Below are 22,332 nucleotides of genomic sequence, written 5' to 3'. Positions count from 1 at the left end.
GTGAAAATTCAGATCAGGGTAAAACCGAATTCTAAAAAACCGTCCGTAACGAAAGGGGAAGACGGTGTTTGGGTCATCGCAGTCAAAGAGCCTGCCATCGAAGGTAAGGCGAATGATGCTGTGGTCCGAGCTGTCGCGGAAGAATTTGGACTAGCTCCTTCTAAGGTAAAAATTCTAAAGGGAGAAAAGAGTAAGTTAAAACTTCTGGAAGTTTATGATTAGGAATTTATCGAAACTTAGGCAAATTTCATTCTTAATTTCCGTTCTTCTAGTTTGTTTTCATTCCTGGGAGTTGGGCGCAGTCGATTACTTCGACACATTGACTGCTGAAAAAAAACCGATCTTAGGAAGCGATAAAGAGGATAAGTATCGGTTCAGGCTGCCTCCTTTTGCAAGTGAAGAATATTGGGGCCCACATTATTCCCTGAATATTTTGGTTCTTTATACCCGAACGAATTATCCTAAGTTCACCCAGACCAGTTTTTTTCCTCTCATCGATCATCTATCCGCAAAGGAAAATGAATCCTTTCGCTCTTATTTTTTTCCCTTCTATTACGCACAACGTATTCAGGAGCCTCAGTCCGATTCGGGTGTGAACTTTTCCTTATTTCATTATAACTCGTACGAATCAAGGGGAGAAAAAATTTCGGAGAGTTGGGTATCCTTTCCTTCTTTTTTTCCTTTGTTCGGCAGAAGTAAAACGATTGAAAGCGGCAAAGAGGAATCCTTTTACTTTGCGGTTCCCTTTCTATTTTTTCGGAATCGGAACTTAAATGACGATTGGAACCATTTTCTGATCTTTCATTGGGGAGAAGATAGGGAATCTTCTTACGGTTCCATTCTTCCCTTGGTGTATTGGGGTTCCGGTAAAAGAAAATTCCATTTTAGTTTTTTCCCTATCTTCTTCTATAATACACTCTATAATTCTTATTCCGATAAAGAGAATTTTCATTTAACCGTCTTTCCGTTGTTCTCTTATAATTCTTGGGATGGCGGAGAGGAAGGTTCCTTCTTGACCCCACTTTTCGGTCAGACTTGGAAAGAAACCCCTCAATTGGGAGGAGGGGGAAAGAACGAGGAAAAATTTTCCTATTATCTGCTATTGTTCTTAAATCGAAGCTATCATAATGGAGAATTACAAAATTATAATGCTAATATTCCGATCGTATTCAATAGAAAATGGGAGAAAGGAGGGAAATCGGATACAAACGTATTATTGATCGGCGGTTGGAGTGCGAACGAGAAGGGGGATTATTCTTCTTCTTACTTGTTTCCTTTGATGTTTCACAAAAAGAACGATTACTTTTACCTGTTTCCCGCTTATTTCGACAACGGCACGGAAAAATTCGGTATAATTCCTCCGTTCTACTATAGTCGGACCGCAACGGATCTGGACTTTTATGCTTTAAATTTATATTATACGAAGGATTGGAGAGGATCGTCCAAGTTTTTGTTTTTCCCGCTCTATTATCATTCGTTTAAACCGGATGAGTCAAAAGTGATGACTCCGATTTTTTACTATTCTTCGGATATTTCCAAAACTACGACTCTATTTCCTTGGTTTCTTTTTTATCGACATAAGGAAAAAGAAGCCTCTCAGAATTATTTTATCAATACTTATCTTTCTTGGAACGATCAGGGGAAATTTCAGCGCGGATTTTTCTTTCCTCTTTGGTTTTATAAATCACAGGAGTATTTTCACTTTCTTCCTTTATGGGCGAAGGGAAATCAAGCTGGGAATGAATATACTTGGATCATTCCGTTATTCACTTATTGGAATAAGACTAGGACTTGGGTAGGTCCATTCTATTCCAGGAGGAACGAGGCCGGAGATCAATTCGACAGATGGATCCTATTTCCGTTCTGGTATTTTTACAGGGATTCTTGGCAGGGAAATAAATCCGAAAGTTACACACTTCTGCCGATCTTCCAGTGGAACGACACTTCGGAATACAAGGAACTCATAACCCCTCTGTCCTATTCAAAAGAATATAAGACAAAGTTCGAAAAATATTCGTTAGTTACATTGTATGAACGATACGACACCGACCAGGAATCCAGAAGACGGGTCTATCCTTTTTATTTTTCCAATAGTACAAACGAGTATTCTTATTGGAATGTACTCGGACTTTTCGGAAGAGGTTTTGATAAGGCGGGAGATGCAAAGTATAGTTACGCATTTCCGTTCTATTTTTATAAACGGGATAGTTTTCGTTTAGTCCTGCCTTTTTATTTCCGTTTCGGGAAGGATCAAGATATTTATACTCATTTCGGACTTTTTCATTATTGGAATCGTTCGGCAGAAAAAGACAATACGTGGATCTGGCCTTTATTATGGTTTTCGAATGTGGATAAGGTCCGTAAGGAAGAGTTTACCACTTGGTTTCCATTATACTGGAATTGGGATAATCCCAGGTCCAAAGGGGATATGTTCCTTCCTCTTTGGTTAAACTATTACGAAGCGGATAAGTCCTTAGAATTAAAATTAGCTTATTCTTCTTCCAAAACTTTAGGAAGTTTTACAAGTTCCGCGACCGGATCCATCGGAGCGAATGAAAAGGATTATTATTTAGACGCGGATATCTCTTTGTTCTATAATTTGTTCAGTATATCTAGCAGAACGTCGGTCGGAAAAGAAGAAGTACAATTTTGGAAGGAAACTCACCCGGCGGAATCTTCCTCTAAGATCATTCTTGAGCAAGTTCAAGAGAATAATTCGCAGCAGAAAGACGGTCTTGGTCAATATAATAGATTAACCAGAGATAAGGTCCGGTCATTCTGGGGAGTCAGCGCTCTCTTTGGGATTTTTAGTTATGAGAAGGGAGACGATAGGCGACATTTCCGACTTCTTCCTTTGAGTTGGTTTTCTTGGTCCGAAAAAACTTCGGATAAAGTGTATGCGGCTCCGTTATTCTTCTGGAGTCGGATCGGGGACGAATCATATTTCGTTCTTTTTCCCTTTTATGGAAGGCAGGAACAAAAGGAAAATTTCCAAGAATCCTATCTTCTTTTAGGTTTCCTAAGGGGAAAACAAGGGGAGGTAAGGGATTATTCGGTTCTTTGGCCTTTTACACGTTTATATTTTTCTCCGGATGCCTGGGGATTTCGGATCTTTCCTTTGGTCGCACACGACCAATCAAAAGATCATTCTCGCACGATTTCTCCTTTGTATTATAGAAAACGGATCGTGGAAGGTACTACTACCACCAGGTCTTTTCATTCTTTACTTTTGCCTCTGTTTCATTCCGGTTCGGAGTCTAGCCAAAACCAGGATCTATTCCAAGAAAAGTCTTATCACCTCTTAATACCGATCTATTTAAGTTTCGGTTCTAAGGTGCAGTCCTCATCCGGAGATTCCTACGAATCCAACTTTTATACTTTATTATCGGCATATTCCAGTAAGAAAGAATTGAACGGCGGTGAGTCGACTTCATTGTTTACTCCATTCTATTATTCTAATAGATCAAAGGGGGCTGGAGAAACTTCGGAGCAATCCACTAAGGTGGATTTTCTTCCGATCCCGGGTTTTTATTGGAAAAGAAATCTTTCCGAAAGTAAATTCTTTTTGCTCGGTTATTATAGCGAATCATCCGCTTCCGTTTCTAAGGGGAATTTTCTGGGTCTGGTATCTTCTTCGACTGAGAGAAATGGAGATAGGGTCTCCAATCGTTTTCATATATTTCCCTTTTATTTTTCCGGTTCGGAGAAGGAAGGGGAGAAGGTCGTCGAATCTTATACTACCGTGCCGATCCTTTATTACGGTTATAACAAAGGGAACGGTTCCGGATGGAATGTACTAGGAATACTGAACGGCTCCGGTTCCGATCAGGAAAGTTCTTTTGCAATTTATCCTTTCTATTCCAATAGGGAAAAAAACGTTCCTAATTTTTATAAAGAAAGAGTTACCTGGGGACTTTTGTATTATTCGGGTAGAACAGAATTCCAAGAAGGAAGTTGGAATTCGTTCAACGCAAATCCTATCGGGATCTTTTCTTCTTCCGGGAGTAAAGGTTTGGAAACTAGTTCTTCCTTTTACTTTTTGCCGATCCCAATGTTATATTCATTTTCCGAAAAACAGAATTCGGAAAACCGGGAATATTTCAAAAGGGATGTGACCTTTCTGAAATTGATCGATTATTCCAAATACGAAACCGTTTCCTCAAAAGAAGGTAGCACGGAGAAGGTTGTGGACCAATGGAGGGATTTTACCGCATTTTTCCTTTTTTCGAATACGTTACACACCGTTAAAGATCTAAAAAAAGAAGAAACGACTAGTTCTTATTTTAAGTCTTATCTTTTTCCGGTATATAGATTCGAATCGGAGAACGATCCTTTTAAAAAGGAAAAACACTTAAACTTTTTGTTAATTACCGATTATAAATCCGGAAATTCGGGCTTAGAAAGATTAGTAATCGGACCGGCTTTTTACCTGAATAATTCGAGTCGTACGGCGTTTGGCTTGGCTCCACTTGCTTTTACTTGGAAAGAGAATGATTCTATATTATGGTTCTTCTTAGGGGCCTACGGTTATAAGGATAAGGATTGGTCCCGTTGGGGATTTGCGGGGGTTTTTGATACTTATTACGAATCCGCTTACAAAAGGAGAAATCTAAATTTCTTTTTAGGTTTGATCCATACGGAATTGGAGGACCAAAGAACGAAGGTAGCGGTCTTCGGTGGACTACTCGGAGGATATGAAAGACGTCCCGATTATTCGGATACGAATTTCCTTTGGTTACGTTGGAAATCGGTTCCGGGAGAGACCCTTGCGAATTTCCTACCGGTCTATTATTATCATTCGGATCCAGCCGGAACAGCAACTTTGATCCCGCCGATTTTAGGATATTTCTCTTCTGAAAAGGACGGAAGATTCGATATGCTCGGATTAGGACTTTTATATTATAGAAATCAAAAAATTTCCAAAGAAGAAGATCTGATGCTTGTAGGTCCCGGATTATTTTACTATAAACAATATGGGAATAGTATGAACGGCTTGCATGCGATGGGAATTTTGGCAATTCCTATAATGGGAGGCCTTCTCTGGGACTGGGAATACGAGACCAAGACCAAATATAGTAAATACTCTATTCTAAATTTATTATATAGCCACACGATTACCAAGGATGGAAAAGAGATCGATCGAGTCCTCGGTATCAAACTATAAAAAAAGCCGAGGATTACTCCTCGGCCTTTTACTTTCCGAAAGGAAGAGCAGGCATTACATCATGCCGCCCATTCCTCCCATACCGCCCATTCCACCCATAGGAGGCATTGCGCCTTCTTTTTCAGGTTTGTCGGTGATCGTAACTTCCGTAGTCAGGATCATGGAACCGATAGAAGCCGCATTTTGGAGAGCGGAACGAACCACTTTCGCAGGGTCTACAACTCCCGCTTGGAGTAGGTCTTCCCACACCATAGTAAGTGCGTTAAAACCTTCGTTTCCTTTTTTACCTTTTGCATGCTCTACGATCACGGATCCTTCCAAGCCGGCATTAGAAGTGATCATACGGATTGGCTCTTCCAAAGCGCGGAAGATAATTTTTGCTCCGGTAGCCTCGTCTCCTTCGAGTTTCAGCGCGCCTACGGCTTCTTGTGCTTTTAGAAGAGTGAGTCCGCCACCTGGAACGATTCCTTCTTCTACCGCAGCGCGAGTAGCGGAAAGAGCGTCTTCCACACGGGTTTTCTTTTCTTTCATTTCCACTTCTGTGGCTGCACCTACGTGAATTACCGCAACTCCTCCGGCAAGTTTTGCCAAACGTTCTTGTAATTTTTCACGATCGTACTCGGAAGTAGTATCTTCGATCTGTTTTTTGATCTGACCTACACGGCCTTGGATGTCTTTAGAAGCACCTTGTCCTTCGATGATGGTGGTGTTCTCTTTATCTACGGTAACTTTTTTAGCGCGTCCCAGTTGTTGAACGGTTGCGTTTTCCAGTTTCATTCCGAGATCTTCGGAAATCACTTGTCCACCGGTAAGGATCGCTATATCTTCCAACATCGCTTTACGACGATCTCCGAATCCAGGAGCTTTAACAGCCACGCAGGAGATGGTTTTACGAAGAGTGTTTACTACGATAGTAGCTAATGCTTCACCTTCTACTTCTTCCGCGATGATAACTAAAGGCCTTCCGGCTTGAGCTACTTTTTCCAATACAGGAAGAAGGTCTCTCATAGAGGAGATCTTTTTATCATAGATGAGAATGTAAGGGTCGCTTAAGGTTGCGATCATCGCTTCCGGATCGGTTACCATATAAGGGGAAACGTATCCGCGGTCGAATTGCATACCTTCTACCACGTCTAACGTAGTTTCGATGGACTTTGCTTCTTCTACGGTGATAACTCCGTCTTTTCCGACTTTGTCCATTGCGTCAGCGATCAGATTTCCGATCTCTTTATCGTTGTTAGCGGAAATAGTCGCAACGTTAGCGATGTCTTTTTTATTTTCGATCTTTACGGAACGTTTTTTGATGCTATCTACAGCTGCGGTAACCGCTTTGTCGATCCCGTGTTTGAGTGCCATAGGATTTGCACCCGCTGTAACGTTTTTCAATCCCTCGTTAATGATGGATTGAGCGAGAATAGTAGCGGTGGTAGTTCCATCTCCAGCAACGTCATTTGTCTTTGTGGAAACTTCTTTTACCATCTGAGCGCCCATGTTCTCGATGGCGTCTTCTAGTTCGATTTCTTTTGCTACGGTAACCCCGTCCTTAGTGATTGTAGGAGATCCGAATTTTTTGTCGATTACTACGTTTCTTCCCTTAGGACCTAGGGTAACTTTTACAGCGTTTGCAAGTTTGTTGACGCCTTCTAAAAGTTTGCGTCTAGCTGTTTCATCATACTCGATAACTTTTGCCATTTTTCTTTCCTCGGCCTATTACTTTTTCACGATGGCAAGAATGTCGCTTTCGCGAATGATTAAGTATTCTTTGCCTTCGGATTTGATTTCAGTTCCGGAATATTTGCCGTAAAGAACGACATCACCGGGTTTAACTTCTAGAGGTACAAGCTTCCCGTCTTCATAACGTCCGCTTCCTACTTCTACAACTTTTCCCTCTTGCGGTTTTTCTTTAGCCGTATCAGGAACGAAGATGCTGCCGATCTTTTCTTCAGCGTCTTGTTTAGGCTCTACCAAAACACGGTCACCTAGCGGTTTAATCGCCATGACTTTCTCCTTTTAGCACTTGAATTATATGAGTGCTTGAATGTAAATTCCAGGAAATCCGAAACAGGGACAGGCGGTCAAGCACTTTCAGGTCAAGAGTGCTAAAATATTGTCTATATTCCGTCTAAAGGCCGGAATTTTTCATTTCCCGTTTTCTGCGGGGGGAAGTCTAAGAGCGAATTGGAAGTTGCAGAGTTTCGCACGGAGACCACAGAGTTCAGAAAGGATTAAGGTATTTGTTCTCAGAGAGAAATTTAATCAGGGTCCGGGAAGGAAATAAAAAGCCGGTTTTAGAAGGAGGAGAATACATTCTTTATTGGATCCGTGCCAATCGAAGAATGTCCTGGAATCATTCTTTGGATTATTCCATCCACCTTGCTAAAAAATTTAAAAAACCCCTGGTCATTTTTGAATCCGTCATGATGGATTTCGAGTGGAGTTCTCCAAGATTCCATCGATTTCTTTTAGAAGGGATTTGTGACACTGCGGAAGATGCATCCCGTGCCGGTTTCACTTATTGGCCTTTTGTGGAAACGAAAGATCATTCTCTTTCCGAGATAGTTCCTGGGATTTTAGAAAAAGCATCCATTGTGATTACGGATGATTTCCCTTGTTTCTTTCTGCCGGAACACGCGGAGAAGATCGGAGAGATCCTAAATTGCAAACTTTTACTTGTGGATTCCAATTCGATTACTCCATTGGCTTCTTATGAAAAATCTTTCGGTTATGCCAGAGTTTTGAGACCGAAACTTCATGACAGGTTCGTGGAATCTTATGTGCATAGATCAGAGCGTAAACCGAATCCGAATCGAATTCCAAGTTCTGATACTTTAAAAAAACCGAATTTTCTATTTTCAGGGAAGAAAGAGGATATTCCCTCCTATTTGCAGAAAATGAATGCCCGGTATCCGGACCTTCTTCCCGTTTCCGGTAAGTTGGGAGGAAGGAAGGAAGGATTGAAACTTCTAAAAAAATTCCTTATGGAAGGACTTCCTTTCTATTCGGAAGAGAGAAGTGAGCCAAGACCCCCGGAAAGGATCAAATCTTCTTCTTTATCGCCTTACTTACATTTCGGAATGATCTCAGTGGAGGAGATTGTCACTGCGGTTTTAGGGTCGGATCCTAATGTAAATTGGAGTCCGGATACTTTAAATCATTCTTATAGAGGGAAGAACGAAGGATTTTTTCATCCAAACCCAAATATAAATTCATTTTTGGATGAACTCCTCACTTGGAGAGAATTGGGTTATCTTTTGTTCTATAAGGAGCCTAGTTTCAGAAAAGACCTCTCCATTCTTCCGGATTGGGCAAAACTTTCTTTGGAGACTCATAGAGGTGATAAGAGAGAATATATTTATACCAAGGAAGAATTTGAGAAGGCGATCACTCATGACCCGATCTGGAATGCCGCTCAAAAAGAATTAGTTTTAACAGGTACCATCCAAAATTATCTCAGAATGCTTTGGGGTAAAAAAGTAATAGAATGGTCTTCTTCACCGGAAGAAGCATTTCGTATATTAGAAGATTTGAATCATAAATATGCGTATGACGGTCGGGACCCTAATTCTTATACGGGTATTCTTTGGTGTTTTGGAGCATTCGATAGACCTTGGTTCCCGGAAAGGCCAGTGCTTGGAAATATCCGCTGCATGTCCTCGGATTCGGCATCTAAAAAATTCAAATTAAAACCATATTTGGAGTATATCCGGTCTCTGGATGGGTAATCGGATCTCCCACTTTTTAAATAACGAACGTTATTGTAAATAAAAGAGAAGTTGTTGCGGATTCTTTTTCACTGCCGTATTATGTAGTTCCGGAGGGACAAAGATGACTGAAAACAAAAAATATGAAACCCTACAGGAATTCTGGCCATTCTATCTGAGGGAACATTCGAATAAAATGAACCGGATATTCCATTTTATAGGAACCTCATGCGCTCTGGTCTTTATTCTTTCCGCAATCTTCTATCTAAACGCTTGGTACTTACTCGGGGCATTGTTTAGCGGATACTTTTTTGCATGGATAGGGCATTTTTTCCTAGAAAAAAACCGTCCTGCCACATTTACGTATCCGTTCAAATCCTTTGTAAGTGATTGGAGGATGTATTTTTGTACAATCACAGGGCAATTAGGTAAGGAACTGCAAAAGGCAGGCGTAAAATAATTTTACTCGGATGCGAAGTCGTAAGAGTTCCTTCCTTAAAGGATAAAACGTTACTTGCGATTTCGCATCTCTTACCTCAATTGGGGGATTCGCTTCTGACCCCGAAATACGTCTAGTTCGTTTATTAACTCTACGTCATAAATTATTATAGACTAACGTTTTTTTCTTTCTCAATCCAGGATCAATCGATATAAATGCTCATTCTTAGAACGAAGAGAGGTTCTCTCATTGGATCACGTTCTTCCCGCCGCCAAAGAATTAGCAAAGAATGTAGACATCTTATGGGTGATTTTCGCCTCCGCTCTTGTCTTTTTTATGCAAGCCGGTTTTCTACTCTTAGAATCCGGATTAGTCCGTTCTAAAAATTCGATCAATGTTGCGATCAAAAATTTACTCGATTACGTATTCGGAACCATTTGTTTTTTTCTGATCGGTTACGGATTTATGTATGGAACCAGCTTGGACGGTTGGATCGGTAAGGATCTATTTTTTTTAGAAGGTTTGAATACGGGAAAAGAATTCGCGTTCTTTTTATTTCAAGTCACTTTTATGGGAACTGCGGCAACGATCGTATCCGGTGCAGTCGCGGAAAGGATACGATTCCAAGCCTATTTAGTTTGTTCCATTTTTGTTTCCCTACTGATTTATCCCGTGTTTGGTCATTGGGCTTGGGGGGGAGGTTGGCTTTCTAAATCGGGTTTTCACGATTTTGCGGGAAGTTCAGTAGTACATTCCGTTGGAGCATGGGTGGCTCTTGCGGGAGTGATCGTTCTTGGACCAAGAAAAGATCGGTTCGATTCCGAGGGAAAACCTAGGGAATTGTACGGTCATAATTTACCTTTTTCCGTTTTAGGAACTTTTATTTTATGGTTCGGTTGGTTCGGATTTAACGGAGGAAGCACTCTTTCTCTAACGGATGAGGTTCCGAAAATTATAGTTAATACAAGCTTAGCTGCCTGCTCCGGATGTAGTGCTGCGATCCTGTTCGATTATATCACAAAAGGTGTACCCCATGTCAGTGGGGCCATTAATGGTGTTCTTGGGGGATTGGTTGCGATTACTGCCGGTTGCGACGTGATGAGTCCGGGGGCTTCTTTACTTACAGGATTGATCGCAGGCGTCCTAGTGGAAGTAGCCGCTTGGATTTTGGAAAACATACTAAAGGTGGATGATGTTGTAAGTGCATTCCCGGTCCATGGGGTCGGAGGGATCTGGGGAACTCTGGCCGTAAGCGTATTCGCTCAAGAAGAAGCGCTCCGTAGTTGGAACCAATGGCAGGCACAACTTACCGGTGTGGCGGTTTGTGCTGTTTGGTCCTTCAGTATGGGGCTGATCTTATTTTTCTTAATGAAATTTACTATATCGATTCGAGTCACTTCGGAAGAAGAAGAGAGAGGATTAAACGAATCGGAACACGGCGCCAAAACCGTTTGGTTGGATTTGATGAACGCAATGAAGTACGTCGCAGATTCAAAGGACTTGAGAAAAAGAATCGATGTAGATCCGGGAGTGGAATCGGGAGCAGTTGCGGAATTATTCAATCGTTTACTTTTGAGCTTAACTCAGATCATCGGAGTGGTAAAGGAAAACTCGGATAAGATAGAAAACGAATCGGAACTTTTGGAAAATTCCACTTTAATGATCACTAAAGAGATCGAAAAACAGAAGGAAAGGACCATATTGATCCGGGAAACATCCGACTTATTGGAATCATCTTTAAAGGCTGTTTTAGATCTGGTCCGAGAGGAAAGAAGTAGATCTTCCGAAATGAGAAGAATGTCCGAAGAGATGTCCCAAGGTATGAAGGAACTTCAAACGGATATTCTGACTTCCGGCCAGATCAGCGAATCCATACAATCCATTGCCTTTACCGGTGAAAGAACTTTGGAAAGAACCGTAAAGAGTATGCAAGGTTTAAACGGTTCCGCTAAGAAGGTGGAAGAACTTGTAGGGATTCTCCAAAAAATTGCGGAACAACTCGGGATGTTATCGATTAACGCAGCGATTGAATCCGCAAGGGGAGGAGATAAGGGATTTGCAGTTGTAGCGGAACAAATTTCGGTCCTTTCGGAAAAAACCGCATCCAACGCGAAACAGGCGAATAAATATCTAAAAGAGATTTGGGAAACGGTTAACGGTTCCTTGCAGTCTTTATCCGAAACAGTCGATTCCTTTAAAGCGATCTTAATCCAGATCCCGAAACTTTCAAAAACTATGAACGATGCTTTAGAATCCGTCCGTGAATATTCCTCCAGATCGGAGGATCTGGAAACCTCCATACAGGGAGTGGCACATATGAGCGAATCCGTGGCTGGAGATATGGAAAAACGTTATTCCGAACTGAATAGAATGAGGGACTTTTTCTGTGAAATTGAAGACGGTGCAGTTCGGATCGGAACACTGCTAGAAGATTTACAAAAGATGAGTCTTATGTTAAGCGGCCAAACGATCCGAATGCATCGAGTAGTGGATATTTTTCAAATAGAACCTAATGTAGGTTAGGAACATCAAGCTCCCACAGCGACAACGGTTACTAATTTTTCTCTTCCTTTGACCTGTACTGGTGGAAGTGTTTCTCCAATAAAATTTGCTCCTGCAAGTTTCCAAGTTTCTTCCGAGACCAAAAGTTCTTTTCCGAAATTTTTGGTAAGAGATTCTATTCTGGATGCGGTGTTGACTGCGTCTCCGATAACCGTAAATTCGGCTCTTCTGCTGGTTTCTATATTTCCGGAGAAAACTTCTCCCGTATGGATCCCGATCCCTATTCGTACGGGTTCTAATCCTTTTGTTTCTCTATCCTTATTAAATTCTCCTAATTTTTCCAACATCTTCTGGCCACATTGTAAAGCGCGGATCGCGTCAGAGGCAGGATCTGCAGAAGGATATGGAGTTCCGAATGTTGCCATAACCGCGTCGCCGATATATTTGTCCAAGGTTCCACCGAATTCAAAAACACAATCGGTTAATGTTTCTCTAATGGAAGAAAGGAATCTGCTTAATTCTAAAGGATCCATATTTTCGGATAATGCGGTGAAGTTTCGGATATCGGTAAATAATATGGTGGCAGTTTGTCTTCTTCCTTCCAAGACGTTCGGGTTTGTCATCATTTCTTCCACCATTCCGGGAGAGAAGTAGCGAGAGAGTAAGGAGCGTTGCGCTTCTCCTTCTCCGATGCGTCGGATCATGATCAGTGTCCTTAGAATACCGAAACAAAAGAAAAATGCCAGGATCATGTACAAAATTGGGCGGCCGAAAAGAATATCCGTCAACAGAACGTTAGGCCCCATCACATAGTCACCCCAATCTTGGGCGAAAACAACTTTATCGGTTAGGATCGCAGCAGTAAAGATCCCGAAATAGACAGCATAAAATAAGATCACACTTAAAAGTACGTATCGGAGTCGGAATTGGATCAAAGAAAATGCTAAAGGGAAAAGATAAAAATTCAGCATCGGATTCTTTAATGCGAAACCCAAATCGAACTTATCCTGGTGAAGAGTGTAATATAATAATATCGCCGTAATAATGATAAAATCCGCAACTAACGCCAAATAGGAAAAACCTTTGATTGCCCAATGAGTGCAGGTCCGGATCACGTATGTATGAGCGACAGTGATCGCTGCATATACTCCGAATCCGATCCCATTCGCTAAAAAGTTTCCGTTTTTCCAATTCACTACGATCTGGATTGCGAAAAATACGAGAAGAACGTACCGAAATACGTTGGAGATATAGGCGCCTAAGGTTTCCTCGTTTTCCAAAACTTTTCGAACGGAATCATCCATTTTTTTCCGGTCCGTAATTTCCAAAATATTACAAAGAAACTTAGGTAGATAATCTCTTAAAGGCATAGCTCCCCAAAATACTCCTTTCCATTTTTGATTCAATCGTTTCTTATTGTTTTCGACCGATTCGGCGAACAAAAGGGTTATACTAATTCTTCAATAAATCTCCGAATCAGTGGAACTTTTATACAAAATCAAGTTCGAATCAGACCTTCGATAAACAGGATGGAAGAATGGATCATAGAGTAGCGATCGTGGCAGGCGGAACGGGTCTTGTAGGCAGTGAGCTTGTTCAGGAATTATTGATAGATCCATCTTGGAACAGGGTTTATCTTCTGGTCCGAAAACCTTTGGAATGGACACATTCAAAATTAGAGTTGATCCTTACCGATTGGGAAAAGCCGTTAGAGTTTCCTCCTGGGATAACGGACGCATTTTGTACTTTAGGAACTACGATCGGCAAAGCAGGTTCTAAGGAGAATTTTAAAAAAGTGGATCTGGAGTATCCGTCCAAATTCGCTAAAGCCTGCAAGGATAAGGGTGTAAGATCTTTTTTTATTGTGACAGCTCTTGGTGCGGATCGTGATTCTTTCGTTTTTTATAATCAAGTGAAAGGTGAGGTAGAAGCGGAAATTTCTAAACTTGGTTTTGAGACTCTTGGGATTTTTAGACCTTCGCTTTTGGAAGGAGATCGAAAAGAATTCCGATTAGGAGAGAAGATCGGGTCTAAACTCGCCTTCTTGATCAATCCTTTACTTATTGGTCCTTTTAAAAAATACAGATCCGTTCATGCTAAAACCGTTGCTAAGTCCATGTTGAACCTAGCCTGGTTCGGCAAAACAGGAAAGCAGATTATAGAATCGGATCAGATCCAGGTATTAGGATCTTCTTCCGCGAGAGCGAATTTAGATTCTATTCTTTAATTTTTGGCGCACAGAGTTCACAGAGAGCACTGAGTAAAGCAATGTTGGAACTCCTACATCGCACTTCTTTCTGTGTCCTCCGTGGTCTCTGTGAGAAATTAGACTAGAGCTACTTCTTTCTTATTCTGGATCTTAATTTTATTATATTCTAATAGAGCTTTGCTGTCCAAGTTATAGGAGCGGATCAAAGTTTCTCTTCGGGCCTTTGCTTCCCCATCTAGCTTTTTTAGGCCTCTTTCTAAAACGACTCCAATGATGACCCTGGTAGCGGATTCCACTAGTTCGAATGCAACCTCGTCCTTGGATATTCCGTTTTCCAAGGAAGTATAAATGGAATGGGACTCTTCCAGTTTTTTGCGGTTTTCCAATAGTTCTCCGGAAGGGGAGAAGGAGCTCATTTCTTCATCCAGGTATTGTCTCAAGATCCCTTTGGCGCCGAGACCTGTGACAATTCCGCCAATTGCGGCAATGACCTGCAATTGTGTGGTTCCTTCATAGATATTTGTGATCCTTACGTCTCTATAGATCCGGGAAATATCGTAATCATAAGTATATCCCGCTCCCCCGTGGATCTGTAATGCGTCGAATGCGATTTTATTTGCCTGTTCCGTAATATAATATTTTGATAATGGGGTGAATAGATTAGCGAGTTTTTCCCATTTTTTGATACTTTCGTTCTTTTTGATCTCTCTTTCGTCTATCCCATTCTCTTTCATTTTTTCGGATTTCCAATGGTAAAGGTCTATGGATCTGGAGGCTTCTTGTAGAATGGAACGCATCGCCAGGATCTCTCTATCCATCAGATCCAACATCTTTTTCACTGCCGGGATATTTTTGATCTTCTTGCCGAATTGTTCTCTTTCATCTGCGTATTTTTTAGCCTCGTAATACGCTGCGGCTCCGATCCCCATTGCCTGTCCCGCGATGGAAAGTCTTGCACCGTTCATCATTGCCATAGAGTATTTTACGAGTCCGTAACCTTCTTCTCCGATCAATATACCCGGAGTGTTTTCATAAACTACTTCGCAGGTGGGAGAACAATGTAATCCCATTTTTTTTTCTATTCCTGCAATCTCTACATCTTCACTTTTGACTAAGAAAAAAGAGAGACCTCTTGCTCCGCTTGTCGGGCTTCCGGTCCTAGCTAATGTAAGAATGATGGAAGGTTTATCATCGAAACCGCAACCATGAGTGATAAATCTTTTGGTTCCGGTGATTCTCCAGACCCCGTCTTCCCCCTGAATCGCTTTTGTTTGTAAGTTAGGAAGATCGGATCCGTAGTTCGGTTCAGTAAGAGCCATGGCTCCGCATAGTTCTCCAGCGGCCATTTTGGGAACATAAACTTCTACCATTTCTTCGGAACCGAATCTTTCTATGGTCTCGGCTAAATTCATACATCCTAAAGCGATTGCAAGCGAACCGTCCGCTCTGGAAAATATTTCCATTAGCATTGCCTGTACCGTACAAGGGAGTCCTAGTCCTCCATGTTTACGTCCGATGGAGTAAGGGAGAATGCCGGCTTCTTTGACCTTATTGACTGCGTTTATCATTTCCTTAGGAAAGTGAACTTTACCTTTTTCGTATATTAAACCTTCTGCATCCATTTTCTGCGCGAAAGGTGCTACTTCCTTTCCGGCGATCTCTCCCGCGGATTCCAATATGGATCTGTAAAATTCGATAGCTTCTTCTTTACTTCCCGGAGCTAACGCCAATTCTTCTTTTCCGTTCTTTTCGTATTCTTTTTTGTCTGAAAATCCTTGTTCGAACGCTTCTACGATCTCTTCCCAGTCTATTAAGGATTCGAAATATTGTTTTAAGTCTTCGTTTTCTAAGAAATAATTATTTACGATCATGGAGTTTCTCCGAATAAAAATGAACTTTTGTTCATTGTGATAACGTTCCTTAAGGAAGCCTTATGATATGATTTCTATATGGAAAGGGAAAATTGAAGGTGAATGTAGAATTTTTGGGGTTCGCACGGAGACCACGGAGTTCACCGAGCTGGGAAGGCGTTATTAGAAATTTTTTAATAGAAGCTGGGTGCTTACGTGGACTATATATAGGAATTCCTACACAACTTTCTCTGTGACCTCAGTGTTCTCTGTGCGAGATCGGAGCTTATATTAGAACATAAAAAAAGCCGCCGGTTTGACCCGACGGCTTTCGGCTTTCAGCAAAGCGGGAAAAAAGAAGGATTACTTCTTATCTCCAGCAACTGCAGCTTTCAATTTTTCTTCTGCATCAACAGCCAATTTTTGCAATTCAGCTGGGTTTGCGTGAAGAATAGGAGAAAGACCTGGAACACCTGGAGGGCCAAGAACTCCAACAGTAGCTACGAAAGAACCTTTAACTTCGCCTACTTTGTAAGTAGTGAAGGTAATTCTGTATAAACCGCGAACTAAAAGTTTTTTAGTGTCGATGTTTTTCAGTTCGTCCAAGCTTTTTGGAATATTAGGAATTTGGATACGAAGTAAAGAGTTGTACTTGTTGTGACGCTCTTCATTGTAAGTATCGTCTCCATCATCATTGTCGCCAAGATTTTGAAGAGCTTTTCCTTTAGCTGCTCCTTCGATTTGGTTCGGCATAATAGCTGCTAAGCGCTCTACGCGAATCCAAGTATCGAACCAGTTCGGCATGCTTTTTTCTTCCGGAGTTGCAGCTTTGAAAGCCTCGCTCACGAAGTCGCCGCTAGATGGCTCACCGATTTCTCCGGTAGGGGAAATTAGGCGAACACCTAATTCAACGATAGCTGCTGGAACCCAAATATAAAGGAAATATGATTTCTTTCCGTTTACTACTGCGTCAGCGGCTTGTCCTGGTTTGATGTATCCCCAATAGTTCACAGTTTCGGAATAAGGTGCGAAAAGCTTCTTAACTCCTACTCCTGGAATGTCTTGCTCTCCGACCGAGAAATTACTTTGTAGGCCGGGGAGTCCACCGATACATGCAGCAAAGCTGACCATTATAGCGGTGGAGATTATAAGGATCGAAGATTTTTTCATTCGAGAGATCTCCTTGGTATGGATTGCTCAAGATAGAGAAGAGATTCCTTTTTGTAAATCTAATTAATAAATTTTTGTTTCCTGGCGTCTTGTGGCAGTGCAAAAATTTTAAAAAAAGGATTTCTAATGTCGGATTGGGTTTTATGTTCCGGACTTGTTATAGTTAAGCAGGATCTTATAACGGGTTCCATTTGGAGTGGAAAAAAATTTCCAGATTTCCGAATGGAAACGTTTCGATTTAGATGGAGTTGACTCTTATCAATTATTTCTTAAAAAGCCAGGACCAAAACCATTCCCAAAGATCCATAAGCCAGGCGAATAATCTACCCAGGATCCCCGTATTGGAATATCTTCTTAATAGTTTTTGAGCCCTTTCCTGTTCTTCCGGGGTAAACGGTAGCCGTACATTGTTTTCCTCGGCTTCGATCAAAACCCTTTCTTTTTTACTTCGTACATCTACGATCCGAACATCTACATATTCCCAACCCAGAAGTTTCACACATTCTAGGCGTCTTTCGCCGGAGACTAATTTATTGTCCAGGTCGATAATGATCGGATGCAAAAGCCCTAAGTTTTGTATGGAAGATTTCAGACCGTGTAAGTCGCCTAAATCTTTACGAATGCGGTTCTTTACCTTAATATCGGAGACCCGAATTTTCATCTAAGAAATGCTTTTTCTACCGTATAAATCCTACAAATCAATTTCATAAGTTTTGACTAAATTTCCGTCCGAACCCCATAAGATTGGAAAAACCTCAGGTCGGATTCACTTGACAGTGACAACTTGTATAGGTTTATAGTTTTAAGCGGGGAAGATTCTCCCCATAGAAATAATTTTAACAGGAATTACAATCGAATGTCCCTTCAAGACTTCATCTTTACCTCGGAATCCGTATCGGAAGGACATCCTGACAAGGTTTGCGACCAAATTTCCGACGCAATTCTGGACGCTTATTTAGCTCAGGATCCGAAATCCAGGGTAGCTTGCGAAACTTTAGTGACTACCAACCTGGTAGTAGTAGCCGGAGAGGTAACTAGCAAGGGAAAAATCGACGCTGTAGAGATCGCAAGAAATGTAATCAAAGATATCGGATATAACGATGTTTCCCTCGGATTTGATGCCGAGTTTGCGGTAGTTTCGTCCCATATCCATGCCCAAAGTCCTGACATTTCTCAAGGTGTAACAGAGGGCGAAGGTCTTTTTAAAGAGCAAGGGGCCGGCGACCAAGGTTTGATGTTCGGGTTCGCGATCGACGAAACTCCTGAACTGATGCCGATGCCTATCTACTACTCTCATGAGTTAGTTAAACATCTGGCTGGATTACGTCATAACGGAAAATTGAAATGGCTTCGTCCGGACGCAAAATCCCAGGTAACGGTAGAGTATAAAAACGGAAAGCCGACTCGTGTGGATACCGTGGTAATTTCTACCCAGCATTCTCCTGAAGTTTCCCATAAGCAGATTGAGGAATCCGTGATCGAAGAATGTATCAAGAAGGTAATCCCGGCAAACTTCTTGAAAGATACGAAATATTTTATCAACCCGACAGGTCAGTTCATTATCGGCGGACCTCACGGAGATACCGGTCTGACCGGACGTAAGATCATCGTGGATACGTATGGCGGTTATGGAAGACATGGTGGAGGGGCATTCTCCGGAAAGGATCCTTCCAAAGTGGACCGTTCCGCAGCCTATATGGGAAGATATATCGCAAAAAACGTGGTAGCAGCAGGACTTGCTTCTCAGTGTGAGGTGCAGTTGGCCTATGCGATCGGCGTTGCAGAACCTGTTTCGGTTCACGTGGACACTTTCGGAACCGGTAAATTTTCCGAGGAAGAGATCGTTAAAAGGATCAGAGCAAACTTCAAACTGACTCCAAGAGGGATCACTGAGTCCTTACAATTATTAGAGAAGGGAAGAAAATACAGGGAAACCGCAGCTTACGGACATTTCGGAAGAAGTGGGGAAACGTTTACCTGGGAAAGAACTGATAAAGCGGGAGCATTGAAAGGTTAATGGGAGCAGTATCCGCATCTAGCGCAGATCAAAAAGCAACCAGAGACGGTTACGGGGACGCTTTGCACGAATTAGGTGCACAACGTTCCGATATCGTAGTACTAGACGCGGATCTTTCCGGTTCTACTAAAACCAATAAATTCGCAAAAGCATTTCCGGACCGTTTTTTTAACGTAGGGGTTGCGGAGCAGAATTTAGTGGGACATGCTGCCGGACTCGCTCTTGCAGGTTACGTTCCATTCGCTTCTTCTTTCGCGATGTTTTTATCCGGGAGAGCCTGGGAAGTGGTGCGTAATAGTGTAGTTTATCCTTTTTTAAACGTGAAATTAGTCGCTTCTCACGGTGGAATTACGGTAGGTGAGGACGGAGCTTCTCACCAATGTATCGAAGATTTTGCCACTATGAGAGCTATTCCTGAAATGGTGGTGATCTGTCCTTCCGACTATAACGAAACTAAACAGATCATTCATGCGATTGCGGATTATAAAGGACCGGTTTACGTACGTGTAGGCCGTCCGAATCTTCCATTGATCGAAAGAGAAAATTATAAATTCGAGATCGGAAAGGCGGAAGTGATGAGAGAGGGTAAAGACGTCCTTATCATCGCAAACGGAGTTCTGGTAAACGAGGCAATGATCGCCGCAAAAGAACTGGAAGCGGAAGGTATCCAAGCCACTCTTTTGAATATGGCGACTATCAAGCCAATCGATAAAGAAGCAATATTCAAATATGCGAAACTTTGCGGTGCGGTTGTCACATGCGAAGAACATAATGTGATCGGTGGACTCGGCTCCGCAGTCAGTGAATTTTTATCCGAAGAATATCCGGTGCGTGTTCTCAAATTGGGAATGAAGGATAGTTTCGGTAAGTCCGGAACCTGGTCAGGGCTTCTGGATTATTTCGGTCTTAGATCCAAAAACATTGTAGAACTCGCAAAAAAAGCAGTCCAATCCAAATAACAAACAGCCCGGTGTTTTGCCGGGCATAAGTTTTTCGTGCCATGCCTAACTCACCCTCGATAGAAGAAACCACCACAGAAGATCCGGTGCAAATCGGAGGACCCTGGAGAGTGGTTTTATGGGATGATAACGAACACACTTACGAATATGTGATCACTATGCTCATGGACGTTTGTAAGATGACTCCGGAACAAGCTTTCGGTCACGCCGTAGAAGTAGACGCCCAAAAAAAGACCGTCGTGTTTGCAGGCGAATTGGAACATGCAGAACATATCCAGGATCTGATCCTGAATTACGGACCGGATCCACTTTTGCCTGCATCCAAAGGCTCCATGAGCGCAACGTTGGAAGGATAAGTTCGCACAGAGATCACTGAGAACACGGAGAGATTTAAAATTACTAAATCAAAAAACTCCGTGAACTCTGTGCCCTCAGTGCGAAACGAATTACTTCTTCTTAACTAGAATCTTTCTTTCGATCTCGAAAATTTTCTCAGGAAGTTTTTCTTTCCCGTGTTTTTTCTTATCGTTCTCTTTTAAGAATAGATCCGCTCCGAATTTTTCGAAGGCATCGTTTGCCTTGATATTTTTCAGGCCGATAAATTGAAGATGAACTTCTCCCGCAGGAATACCGAATTCGGTTCCTCTATCTTTTACAGCCAGGACCCTAGTGATCGCAGTCACAGTGTCGCCGCTGAAAGAAGGTTGGGTATGGTATCCTTCCGTGAACCCCAGATCCCAGATAACATTCTCAGTCACATCTCTGGAAGAAAGTCCGCATAACCATGCAAATACGAGTCCTCCGTAAACGACAGGTTCTCCGCCCATTGGTCCGGAAATCCCGGAAGAGTAAAGTTTGTCGTAATGAAGCGGGTGAGTGTTCCCGACTCTGTAGGTCCAAGGGAAGTGTTCGTCGGTGATCGTTCTTCCGTTTTGGTGGATATAGATCTGACCCGCTGCGAAATTTTCGAAGTAGGTATCCGTCCAGGTAGCGGTCTCGAAACCTTTCGGGAATTTTAACTCAGGGAGTTCGATGACCGGGCTGTCAGTTTCTGGGAAGAAAGCGTCTTTGATCACAGGTTTCGGAGTTCCTTTCGGTTTTCCGTTAGAGTGATAGATCATGATCTTTCTTTCGTATTGAAGTACTAATTCCTTGTTTTGGTTCAAACAGATCGTGCGAACATGAACAATCCCCGGTTTATCCGCGCCCTTATCGTCTATTTTGATAATTTTGGTTTTAGCGGAAAGAGTATCTCCAGGATATACCGGTTTTAGGAATTGGACGTCGTAGTATCCAAGGTTTGCGAGCGCTTTTTCGGAATCGTTTTGTACCCCTAAGGAAAGTGCCACGTTGAACACCATCAAGGGAGAAACTAATAGATCCTTAAATCCGTGAGCTTGTGCATAAGGAGCGGAAAGGTAAAGTGGGTTTGCTTCCATAAACGTGGTAGCAAACTCTTGTGCAAAAGAACGATCGATGGTCAGTTCTCTCGGATGTTCGAAAATTGCACCTTCTGTAAATTCTTCCAGATATCTACCGTAAATACCCCGTTTTACGGTTCCGGTTTCCACCGGAGTTTTGGGACCTAGTTCCGCGAAGGGGGAAGTAGGGATTTTAGCCATATGAGAACTCCCGCTTAGTTTTTAGTTTCTTCCAGGATTTTGAGATCCTCCGCTCGGAAAAGGCTTTTTCGGCTTCAGTAAGTCCCGAAATAGGCATCCAATTGGCTTCTGGCTCCGAAACGAAACTCGGAAACTTGGATCTCTTGTTTGGAAAGTCCCGGATTATTGTCCTTCTCCCCAAACATATGATTCCAGGTATTCACATAAAGAATGGGCAGTGAGTTCCGATTTTGCAAAAGAGAAGAAGAAAGTATCCTATCCTTATGAACCACCGGGTCTTCTTGGAAGATTTGGTCTCCTGAATAAACATTTTTCAAATCCAATTGAAATGTTTTTCCATCCGGTTCTAGTCGGACTAAAAAGGACTCAATGTCGTAGGTCCGACCATAACGAAACTTTCTGTAGATCCTATAAAAAAAATCCTTCCAAGAACTTGGATGGATCTCGTCCCGAAATACTAAGCTAATTTCCCACTCGAATCCATGAGGGGTAATGTTTGCCTTACAGTAGACCCCTACGAGGTCATTGCCTCTCTGCACATCTATCTCGGGTTGGGACAATACGAAAAGATTCGATTTAGGGCAGATCCCTTCCGTAGTTTGGAATACAGGTAGAGGGGGGCTTGTGCAGCCCAAGTAAAGAAGGCAAATAGGGATAAAAAAATAAGATCTCATAAGATAATGTCGGAATGCCGGAATT

General features: G+C 42.1%; 17 protein-coding genes. 9 read left to right on the top strand and 8 right to left on the bottom strand.

Annotation, left to right across the window (positions count from 1 at the left end):
• Both LEP1GSC192_RS14340 and LEP1GSC192_RS14335 read left to right on the top strand, forming a co-directional pair.
• Positions 1-222, top strand: a complete 222-nt coding sequence (locus LEP1GSC192_RS14340) for a DUF167 domain-containing protein (RefSeq protein ID WP_036090404.1) — start codon at positions 1-3, stop codon at positions 220-222.
• Positions 215-5,164 carry a hypothetical protein gene (locus tag LEP1GSC192_RS14335; protein WP_020770738.1) on the top strand — a complete coding sequence of 1,650 codons (4,950 nt, stop codon included), beginning with the start codon at positions 215-217 and terminating at the stop codon, positions 5,162-5,164. The genes LEP1GSC192_RS14340 and LEP1GSC192_RS14335 overlap by 8 nt, the downstream gene beginning before the upstream one ends.
• Positions 5,165-5,218: 54 nt before the next feature.
• On the opposite strand, the gene groL is transcribed toward LEP1GSC192_RS14335, so the two are convergent.
• Positions 5,219-6,856 (bottom strand): chaperonin GroEL, encoded by a 1,638-nt coding sequence (gene groL, locus LEP1GSC192_RS14330; protein ID WP_020770883.1) that lies wholly within the window; start codon positions 6,854-6,856, stop codon positions 5,219-5,221.
• Between the two features lie 18 nt (positions 6,857-6,874).
• Positions 6,875-7,162 carry a co-chaperone GroES gene (gene groES / locus LEP1GSC192_RS14325; protein WP_020770638.1) on the bottom strand — a complete coding sequence of 96 codons (288 nt, stop codon included), beginning with the start codon at positions 7,160-7,162 and terminating at the stop codon, positions 6,875-6,877.
• 236 nt (positions 7,163-7,398) lie between these two features.
• On the opposite strand from groES, the gene LEP1GSC192_RS14320 reads away from it, so the two are divergent.
• The 3 genes from LEP1GSC192_RS14320 to amt all read left to right on the top strand — a co-directional run bounded on the left by LEP1GSC192_RS14320 (position 7,399) and on the right by amt (position 11,827).
• Entirely contained in the window at positions 7,399-8,886 is a 1,488-nt protein-coding gene (locus LEP1GSC192_RS14320; RefSeq protein WP_020770715.1) for a deoxyribodipyrimidine photo-lyase, read from the top strand.
• Positions 8,887-8,989: 103 nt separating this feature from the next.
• Positions 8,990-9,325 carry a DUF962 domain-containing protein gene (locus LEP1GSC192_RS14315; protein ID WP_020770677.1) on the top strand — a complete coding sequence of 112 codons (336 nt, stop codon included), beginning with the start codon at positions 8,990-8,992 and terminating at the stop codon, positions 9,323-9,325.
• Between the two features lie 228 nt (positions 9,326-9,553).
• The gene (gene amt, locus LEP1GSC192_RS14310) at positions 9,554-11,827 is read left to right on the top strand and encodes an ammonium transporter (protein WP_020770741.1); all 2,274 of its coding nucleotides are present in this window, start codon (positions 9,554-9,556) and stop codon (positions 11,825-11,827) included.
• Positions 11,828-11,832: 5 nt separating this feature from the next.
• On the opposite strand, the gene LEP1GSC192_RS14305 is transcribed toward amt, so the two are convergent.
• Positions 11,833-13,110: an adenylate/guanylate cyclase domain-containing protein gene (locus LEP1GSC192_RS14305; protein ID WP_036090400.1), complete on the bottom strand. Its 1,278-nt coding sequence runs from the start codon at positions 13,108-13,110 to the stop codon at positions 11,833-11,835.
• A gap of 233 nt (positions 13,111-13,343) precedes the next feature.
• On the opposite strand from LEP1GSC192_RS14305, the gene LEP1GSC192_RS14300 reads away from it, so the two are divergent.
• Positions 13,344-14,033: an oxidoreductase gene (locus LEP1GSC192_RS14300; RefSeq protein WP_020770819.1), complete on the top strand. Its 690-nt coding sequence runs from the start codon at positions 13,344-13,346 to the stop codon at positions 14,031-14,033.
• Positions 14,034-14,131: 98 nt separating this feature from the next.
• On the opposite strand, the gene LEP1GSC192_RS14295 is transcribed toward LEP1GSC192_RS14300, so the two are convergent.
• The 3 genes from LEP1GSC192_RS14295 to LEP1GSC192_RS14285 form a co-directional block, all read right to left on the bottom strand.
• On the bottom strand, positions 14,132-15,886 hold the full coding sequence (locus LEP1GSC192_RS14295; protein WP_020770694.1) for an acyl-CoA dehydrogenase family protein: 1,755 nt from the start codon (positions 15,884-15,886) through the stop codon (positions 14,132-14,134).
• 342 nt (positions 15,887-16,228) lie between these two features.
• The gene (lipL32, locus tag LEP1GSC192_RS14290; protein WP_008592267.1) at positions 16,229-17,035 is read right to left on the bottom strand and encodes a major surface lipoprotein LipL32; all 807 of its coding nucleotides are present in this window, start codon (positions 17,033-17,035) and stop codon (positions 16,229-16,231) included.
• A gap of 262 nt (positions 17,036-17,297) precedes the next feature.
• Positions 17,298-17,696 (bottom strand): ParB N-terminal domain-containing protein, encoded by a 399-nt coding sequence (locus LEP1GSC192_RS14285; protein ID WP_020770623.1) that lies wholly within the window; start codon positions 17,694-17,696, stop codon positions 17,298-17,300.
• Between the two features lie 195 nt (positions 17,697-17,891).
• On the opposite strand from LEP1GSC192_RS14285, the gene metK reads away from it, so the two are divergent.
• From metK to LEP1GSC192_RS14270, 3 genes are read left to right on the top strand one after another with little or no spacing between them, the layout of a single operon-like run.
• Positions 17,892-19,052 (top strand): methionine adenosyltransferase, encoded by a 1,161-nt coding sequence (gene metK, locus LEP1GSC192_RS14280; protein ID WP_020770880.1) that lies wholly within the window; start codon positions 17,892-17,894, stop codon positions 19,050-19,052.
• Positions 19,052-20,011, top strand: coding sequence for a transketolase family protein (locus tag LEP1GSC192_RS14275; RefSeq protein ID WP_020770684.1), 960 nt, complete (start codon positions 19,052-19,054; stop codon positions 20,009-20,011). The genes metK and LEP1GSC192_RS14275 overlap by 1 nt, the downstream gene beginning before the upstream one ends.
• Before the next feature lie 41 nt (positions 20,012-20,052).
• Positions 20,053-20,367, top strand: coding sequence for an ATP-dependent Clp protease adaptor ClpS (locus tag LEP1GSC192_RS14270; RefSeq protein WP_036090316.1), 315 nt, complete (start codon positions 20,053-20,055; stop codon positions 20,365-20,367).
• Positions 20,368-20,457: 90 nt separating this feature from the next.
• Here LEP1GSC192_RS14270 and LEP1GSC192_RS14265 read toward each other — a convergent pair whose 3' ends face one another.
• Together LEP1GSC192_RS14265 and LEP1GSC192_RS14260 are read right to left on the bottom strand one after the other, a co-directional pair.
• Positions 20,458-21,633: a MaoC family dehydratase gene (locus LEP1GSC192_RS14265; protein ID WP_020770653.1), complete on the bottom strand. Its 1,176-nt coding sequence runs from the start codon at positions 21,631-21,633 to the stop codon at positions 20,458-20,460.
• Positions 21,634-21,707: 74 nt separating this feature from the next.
• Positions 21,708-22,307, bottom strand: coding sequence for a hypothetical protein (locus LEP1GSC192_RS14260; RefSeq protein ID WP_020770681.1), 600 nt, complete (start codon positions 22,305-22,307; stop codon positions 21,708-21,710).
• Between the last annotated feature and the right edge of the window lie 25 nt (positions 22,308-22,332).

Origin of the sequence: Leptospira sp. B5-022 (assembly GCF_000347035.1) — a bacterium.
Lineage (GTDB): Bacteria > Spirochaetota > Leptospiria > Leptospirales > Leptospiraceae > Leptospira_B > Leptospira_B cinconiae.
Note: the sequence above shows the minus strand (reverse complement) of the source record. Positions and strands in the feature narration are given on the sequence as shown.